This window comes from Intestinibacter sp., from assembly GCF_051866655.1.
Taxonomy (GTDB): Bacteria; Bacillota; Clostridia; order Peptostreptococcales; family Peptostreptococcaceae; genus Intestinibacter.
The window spans coordinates 5,706-13,520 of the sequence record NZ_JBJDXL010000414.1 but is presented as its reverse complement, the minus strand read 5'-3'; the positions used below and the strand labels follow the sequence as shown (position 1 = coordinate 13,520).

Genomic DNA, 7,815 nt, shown 5'->3' with positions numbered 1-7,815 from the left:
CTTATTATAGAATACTATTTATTATGTTGCAATTTTATATATAACTCTAAATAATACTTTTTAAACTTGTAAAACTATAAAGAAAAATTATTATATATAAAAATAGTATATATGATTTATAGAAAGTTATAAAACTTGTACTTTAAAGTTTTAAATAAATAGTTCTTTATAGTTATTTATTTAAATTATAGATATTATAAAACTAATATACTAAAAATTATATATAAAATCAATGGATTGATAGATTATTATCAATTAGTCACAGAAAAAATACTATGATAATATTTAAACATAAGATAAATCAAAGAAAAAAGCAAAATAAAAAGATAAACTATTAACAATAATAACAAGGGGGATTAAGAATATGTCAAAACAATATCCATTGACAGTTAGTTCTTATACATTAGGAACAAAAATAACTTTTGAAGAAAGAGTAATTGCAGCTAAAAATGCTGGATATGAAGGAATAGGTTTAAGAGCAGAAAACTACATAGCAGCATTACAAGAAGGATTACACGATGAAGATATTTTAAATATCTTAAAAAAACATGACATGAAGGTAACAGAAGTAGAATATATAACTTTATGGGCAGATGATGAAAGAAGTTTAGAACAACAAATGAAAGAACAAATCTGTTTCAAAATGTGCGAATTATTTGATGTTAAACAAATAAACTGCGGTTTAATGGAAAACTATTCAATAGAACATACAGCTCAAAAATTAAAAGAATTATGCCAAAGAGCTGGAGATATAATAATAGGTGTTGAACCAATGCCATATAGTGGTATACCTGATTTAGAAAAAGGATGGAAGGTTGTAGAAGCATCTGGTTGCGATAACGCTAAAATAATATTAGATACTTGGCACTGGGTAAGAGCTAATCAACCTTATGAAAAAGTAATAGATATGATACCAGCAGATAAAATAGTATCAGTTCAAATAAACGATGTTCAAGCTAGACCATATGCAAAAGAAGTATTAAGAGACGAATCAATGCATGATCGTGTTGCACCAGGTTGTGGATATGGAGATACAGTTGGATTCTGTAAGATGCTACAAAAGAAAGGTGTAAAACCAAATGCAGTAGGTGTAGAAGTTATATGTGATGAATATGTAGAAAAAGGTGTAGATTTTGCAGCTAAATATACATATGATAATGCAGTAAAAGTATTAAAAGAAGCTTGGCCAGAAGTTTTAGCTTAATATAAAAATTAAAATGCACAATGATAAATAGATAAAATAACAGAAAAATATAAAATACTAGGAATAAAAATCTTACAAATTAAATTTAACTTAAAAGAGAAGAGGTATTAATTATGAGTTTTGAAAATATGTTTAAACCAATACAAATAGGTCCTATGAATGTACCTAACAGATTTGTTGTTCCACCAATGGGAAATAACTTTGCAAATACAGACGGAAGCTTAAGTGAAAGATCTAAAAACTACTATGCTGCAAGAGCAAAAGGTGGGTTCGGTCTTATAACTATAGAATCATCTGTTGTATACTACAAATCAAAAGGTGGTCCAAGAAAACCTTGTCTATTCGATGACAGTGTAATAGATAGCTTCAAAAATGTAGTAGATGCTTGTCATGCTGAAGGTGCAAAGGTTTCTGTACAACTTCAACATGCAGGTCCAGATGTAAATCAAGAAATAGCTGGATATCCAATAGTAGCAGCTTCACCAATTCCAGCAAAAGATGGTCATCCAACTCCAGTAGTATTAACTACAGAAGAAATATACGACATAATCGAAGCTTATGGAGATGCAGCTGTAAGAGCTATGAAAGCAGGAATAGATGCAGTTGAAGTTCACTGTGCTCATGGATATTTAGTAAGTACATTTATATCACCAAGAACTAATAAAAGAGTAGATGAATTTGGTGGATGTTTTGAAAATAGAATGAGATTACCTCGTTTAATAATAGAAAATATAAGAAAGAAAACAGAAGGAAAAATAGCTATCTTAGCTAGAATAAATGCACAAGACGATGTTTTAGGTGGTCTTACTGTACAAGACAGTACAGCAGTAGCAGTTTACTTAGAAGAAGAATGTAAAGTAGATGCTCTACATGTATCTCGTGCTACTCACTTACACGATGAATGTATGTGGGCTCCTACTACAATACATGGAGGATTCTCTTCTGATTTAGTAGCAAGTATAAAAGAAGTTGTAAACGTACCAGTAATAACTGTTGGTCGTTTCACTGAACCACAATATGCTGAAATAATGGTAAGACAAGGAAGAGCTGACTTAGTAGCATTTGGACGTCAAAGCTTAGCAGATCCAGAAACTCCAAACAAAGCTAGAGATGGTAAATTAGAACTTATGACACCATGTATAGCATGTCTACAAGGTTGTGTTCCAAACATGTTCCAAGGTAACCCAATAACTTGTTTAGCAAACCCACTATTAGGACGTGAAGGTGAATTAACTATGGCTAAAGAACCTAAAAACGTATTAGTTATAGGTGGTGGAGTAGGCGGTATGGAAGCTGCTTGGGTAAGTGCTCTAAGAGGTCATAAGGTAACATTAGTAGAAAAATCAAATACTTTAGGTGGACAAATCAGACTTGCTGCATACCCACCAGGAAAAGGTGATTTAACTAATTTAGTTCGCAGTTTTGTAGCTAAATGTAATGAAGTAGGAGTAAAAGTATTATTAAATACAGAAGCAACTGAAGAATTTGTAAAAGAAATGAACCCAGATGTAGCAATAGTTGCTACAGGAGCAACTCCATTAATATTACCAATACCAGGTATAAATGATGTAGGTGTAATAAATGCTATTGATTTATTAGATGGTAAAAAAGCTTGCGGTACAAAGGTTCTAGTTGTAGGTGGAGGAATGGTTGGTGCAGAAACTGCAGAATTCCTAGCAGAACAAGAACATGAAGTATCAATAATAGAATTCAAAGATAAAATAGCTGGTGATGTAGGTAAAGAACATAGAAAATTCATCATGGAAGCATTTGATAAACACCATGTAGTTAGCATAACTGGAGCAAAAGTAGCTGAGTTCTATGAAGATGGAGTTAAATACGAATTAGCTGATGGTTCTGTAAATGAAATTAGAGGATTTGACTCAGTTGTACTTGCAATGGGATCTAGAAATTACGATCCAATAAGTGAATCAATAAAAGGAATAGTAAAAGAAACTTATGTTATAGGTGATGCAGTTAGAGCTAGAAGAGCTTTAAATGCAACAGCAGAAGCATTAGATGTAGCTTTAAGTATATAGTTTGTTAAATAATTACACTTAAAATATAGTTTTTAACTGTATATTGGTTGAATGTTGCAAAAGTTGATTTTGTGACATTCTATACCAGTATACACAAATAAATTTAAACGAAATAAATTCGGAGGAATAATAAAATGGAAATATCAGGAAGAACAGGATTATTAGGATTAATAGGAACACCAGTAGGTCATTCAGGATCTCCTGCAATGTACAACTACAGCTTTGAAATATTAGATTTAGATTATAAATATTTAGCTTTTGATGTACCTGTAGAAAAAACAGAAGATGCAGTAAATGCTTTTAGAACTTTCAATATGAAAGGTGGAAATGTTACAATGCCTTGTAAAGGTGAAGTAGCTAAATATATGGATGAATTATCTCCAGCTTCTCGTATAATAGGTGCTTGCAACACAATAATAAACGACAACGGAAAATTAATAGGTGACATTACAGATGGTAAAGGTTATGTAAGAAACTTAAGAGAAAATGGTGTAGATATAAAAGGCAAAAAAATGACTATAATGGGTGCAGGTGGAGCTGCAACTGCTATACAAGTTCAAGCAGCACTTGATGGAGCTAGAGAAATATCTATATTCAACAAAAAAGACTCTTTCTTTGAAAAAGCTCAAAAAACTGTTGAATCTATCAAAAAAGAAGTTCCAGATTGTATAGTAAACTTATACGACATAGATGATACTGAAAAATTATACGCTGAAATAGCTACAAGTGATATATTAACTAATGCTACATTAATAGGTATGAAACCTTATGATGGAGAAACAAACATAAAAGATACAAGCGTATTTAGAAAAGATCTAGTAGTAACAGACGTTGTTTACAATCCAATCAAAACTAAAATGATATTAGATGCAGAAGCAGCTGGATGCAAAGCTATCGGTGGAAAAGGAATGTTATTATACCAAGGAGTAGAAGCATTCAAATTATTCATGGGACAAGAAATGCCAGTTGAACAAGTAAAAGCTAAATATTATTCTGATTTATAAAATTAACGGAAATTATAATAAAGATTTTCTGATATTGAATTAGTAAATATATATTTACGAATAATATGAAAGGTGTTAATAGTGATTTTATTTCACTATTAACACAAAATCTTTGTACCTTTTGAAGTTAAGAATTTAACAAATAAAAAGAAATTTTAATATACGATATTATAAATATTTAAGTTAAAAATAGGAGGATGCTATAATGGAAAAAATTAATTATAAAAAATACTATCCTACAGCTGCAGCCTTATACTTTACGTACTTTATACATGGTATAGGAGCTTCTATATTAGGACAATATAAACAAGATTTTGCATCAATGTGGGGAGCAAAATTACTAGAAGACGGAACTTTTGATGTAAGTATGGTAGTTTCTGTAATCGCAGCACTTGGACTTGGACGTTTAATATCTCTTCCATTCTCAGGTCCAATATCTGATAAATTCGGAAGAAGAGTTAGTGGTATTATAGGTGTTATTTGTTATGCTTTATACTTAGGAGGAATAGTATTTGCTCCAAGTATGGCAGTAGGTTATATGTTTGCTATAGTAGGTGGTATAGCTAACTCATTCTTAGATACTTGTGTATCACCATCATGTATGGAAATATTCCCAGAAAATGGATCTATAGCCAATATGTTTACTAAATTCTCAATGTCTATAGCACAATTCTTATTACCATTTGGTATAGGATTTGTAGCTACAAGCATGCTACCATTTAGAACAATATTCTTAATTGCAGCAGCAGCAATAGCAATAGATGGTGTATTAATAGCAATATTACCATTCCCTAAAGCAAATGCTACAGCAGATGATGAAGGTAAACAAGAAGTTAAAAAAGAAAAAATGAAATTTACTCCAGCAAGTATAGCTTTAATATGCATAGGATTTACTTCTTCTTCAACTTTCATGATATGGTTAAACTGTAACCAAGAATTAGGTAGATTATATGGACTTGCTGATCCAAGTAAAATACAATCATTCTACGCATTAGGAACAGTATGTGCAATACTAGTTTCATCACTATTAATCAAAAAAGGATTAAAAGCAGCTAGAATACTTATAATATATCCAGCAATATCAGCAGCAATGCTTATAGCTATATACTTTATAAGAATACCTTCTATATGTTTAGTTGGTGGATTTGTATTAGGTTATGCAGCAGCAGGTGGAGTACTTCAACTTTGTGTATCAACTGCAAATGAAATGTTCCCTAAAGATAAAGGTAAGATAACTTCAATAGTTATGATCGCATCAAGTGTTGCAAACTACACTATATTAAATGTTGCATCTTACTTAACTAAAGTTGGTGGAGCTACTAACGGACCAACAAACGTTGTTTTACTTAACGTAGTAGTTACAGTAATAGGTGTATTACTTGCTATCTATGTAAATGTAGAAAGTGATAAAATGGAAAAAAATGAAAAGGCAGCTTAATTTGCTTAAAAACACATAAATATAAAATAGACTTTGAGACTTATTAATTTAAGTTTTAAGGTCTATTTTTTTAGAAAAATATCGGATAAATTAAAATTCTTTAATAAATTATGGAAATTGATAGTATTTGTAAATTAAAGTATATTGTTTTTAGAAATAATTAGAAATAAATTATAAAAAATAAAGTATAAACAGTAAATTTTAAATTTAAAATACTCAGAAAATAACGAATTTTGCTTAAATAAAAAAAATCTAGATTGACAATTTATTTAAATTAGATAAAATTTAATATAAATAAATAAAATGTATTTTCTAAATTGAATTAGGAGAATATATATTTATTAATATTTAAATGGAGGTAATGAAATGATTAGAAAAGATCTAAGCAGCAAATTATATAGCTATTTCTATTTTATGTTCTGGGGCTTTTATTTTAGCGCTGGCTATTTTTATTGCAATAATATAAAAAATAAATCTTTTCTGATGAGTTCTAAATTGACCTACATTTAATATAAAATTTTAAAATTTAGGTAAATAATTTTTATTTATAGAAGGAGAACTCGTGGGAGTTCTCCTTTTTTAAATATTAAGGGAGTTGTAGGAGGATAATATGAATATAAGTTCAAAAACAAAGGTTTACAGTGTTATAGGTCATCCAGTTAGTCAAAGCTTTTCACCTAAGATACACAATTATTTATTTGAAAAATATGGTATTGATGCAGTCTATGTAAGCTATGACGTAGATCCTGATCATGTAGGTGAGGCTATAAATGGAATAAGACATTTAGGTATAATGGGTACTAATGTTACAATACCTCACAAGATAGAGGTCATGAAATACCTAGATGAAATAGATGAAAAGGCGAAGTTATTTGGAGCAGTAAATACTATCAAAAATGTAGATGGAAAGCTATACGGATACAATACAGATGGAACAGGGCTTACTAAATCACTTAAGGATGCAAGTGGTGAGACAATGGATGGAAAGAAGGTACTAATAATAGGTGCAGGTGGAGCATGTAGAAGTATTGCAATACAGCTTGCTATAGAAAATGCAGCTTCAATAGAAATAGTAAATAGAAGTATCGAAAAAGCTCAATCAATAGTAGACACAATAAATGAGCGCTTTGATACAAAGGCAATTGCAACATCTAAAGTTATAACTCAAGAGGATATAGATGATGTAGATATTTTAATAAACACTACACCAATCGGAATGGGGACTGATGAATCACCTATAGATACATCTCTAGTACCACCTAAAAATATGATAATAGCAGATGCTGTTTACAAGCCTCACGAAACAGCTCTTATCAAGTGGGGTCTTAAGCATGATTTAAAAATAGCTTACGGTATACAAATGCTTATAAATCAAGGAGTTCATTCTTTTAGTATATGGACAGGTGTTACACCTACATTAGAGGATACTCAAAATATATTAAAAATATTCTTAGAAGAACAAAAGGAAAATAAATAAAAAAATTCCCTATTAAAAAATAAGGAATTCAAATTATATAAATATTATTTAAAATAGTTTTGAGAAATAGGCTGCTTATTTTAAGGGATGTATTTAAGCAGCCTATAAATATATTATTAATATTCTAATTTAAATTAAATTGGGGAAAATAACTTATTTAGAATATTTTAAACATAGATATCAAGGTAATCGTGTTTAGTTAAAGTATTTATGATATTTCTACCTTCTTCGATACCTTCTATTATACGTCTAGCTCTAACACTATCTCCTATAGAGATTACTTCTACATCTGTATTAGAATATTCTTCTTTTAAAGTTTCTAGTATAGGGTTGTTAGATCTCATTCCTAAGCATACAAATCCATAGTCGAATTCTAAATCTTCTAATCTTCCATCTGGATGTTCAACTAAGAATGCATTTTCTTTTACTTCAAGTAAACGAGTGCTAGTAAGTTGTTTTACTCCATGTTTGTTTAATAAGTCAAAAGTACCAACTTTTGATACTGGATCTATTCCATTTCCTATGATTGGAGCCATTTCAACTATAGAGCATTCAGCATTTCTTGGAGCGAAGAATTCTGCTACATCAAGACCAACTGCTCCACCACCGATGATAACAACTTTTTTACCAGTTAAATCTTCTGGATAATTTTC

General features: G+C 30.1%; 6 protein-coding genes. 5 read left to right on the top strand and 1 reads right to left on the bottom strand.

Features of this window, described 5'->3' with window-relative positions; genetic code table 11:
- The first annotated feature begins 364 nt into the window (after positions 1 to 364).
- From ACI3VO_RS12505 to aroE (ACI3VO_RS12485), 5 genes are all read left to right on the top strand, one after another.
- Positions 365 to 1,204, top strand: a complete 840-nt coding sequence (locus ACI3VO_RS12505; protein ID WP_439758235.1) for a sugar phosphate isomerase/epimerase family protein — start codon at positions 365 to 367, stop codon at positions 1,202 to 1,204.
- Positions 1,205 to 1,317: 113 nt separating this feature from the next.
- Positions 1,318 to 3,243 (top strand): FAD-dependent oxidoreductase, encoded by a 1,926-nt coding sequence (locus ACI3VO_RS12500; RefSeq protein WP_439758234.1) that lies wholly within the window; start codon positions 1,318 to 1,320, stop codon positions 3,241 to 3,243.
- 134 nt (positions 3,244 to 3,377) lie between these two features.
- Entirely contained in the window at positions 3,378 to 4,247 is an 870-nt protein-coding gene (gene aroE, locus ACI3VO_RS12495) for a shikimate dehydrogenase (protein WP_439758233.1), read from the top strand.
- A 205-nt stretch (positions 4,248 to 4,452) separates the two neighbouring features.
- The gene (locus tag ACI3VO_RS12490; protein WP_439758232.1) at positions 4,453 to 5,685 is read left to right on the top strand and encodes an MFS transporter; all 1,233 of its coding nucleotides are present in this window, start codon (positions 4,453 to 4,455) and stop codon (positions 5,683 to 5,685) included.
- Positions 5,686 to 6,295: 610 nt separating this feature from the next.
- A complete protein-coding gene (gene aroE, locus ACI3VO_RS12485; protein ID WP_439758231.1) occupies positions 6,296 to 7,162 on the top strand; it encodes a shikimate dehydrogenase in 867 nt (288 codons plus the stop codon).
- 167 nt (positions 7,163 to 7,329) lie between these two features.
- On the opposite strand, the gene ACI3VO_RS12480 is transcribed toward aroE (ACI3VO_RS12485), so the two are convergent.
- Positions 7,330 to 7,815, bottom strand: a 486-nt coding sequence (locus tag ACI3VO_RS12480; protein WP_439758230.1) for an FAD-dependent oxidoreductase, incomplete at its 5' end; no start/stop codon positions are given.

What these genes read in the sequence shown, in the direction of transcription:
- ACI3VO_RS12505 (WP_439758235.1), top strand. Translation starts at nt 365, where the DNA reads ATGTCAAAACAATATCCATTGACAGTTAGTTCTTATACATTAGGAACA.
- ACI3VO_RS12500 (WP_439758234.1), top strand. Translation starts at nt 1,318, where the DNA reads ATGAGTTTTGAAAATATGTTTAAACCAATACAAATAGGTCCTATGAAT.
- aroE (WP_439758233.1), top strand. Translation starts at nt 3,378, where the DNA reads ATGGAAATATCAGGAAGAACAGGATTATTAGGATTAATAGGAACACCA.
- ACI3VO_RS12490 (WP_439758232.1), top strand. Translation starts at nt 4,453, where the DNA reads ATGGAAAAAATTAATTATAAAAAATACTATCCTACAGCTGCAGCCTTA.
- aroE (WP_439758231.1), top strand. Translation starts at nt 6,296, where the DNA reads ATGAATATAAGTTCAAAAACAAAGGTTTACAGTGTTATAGGTCATCCA.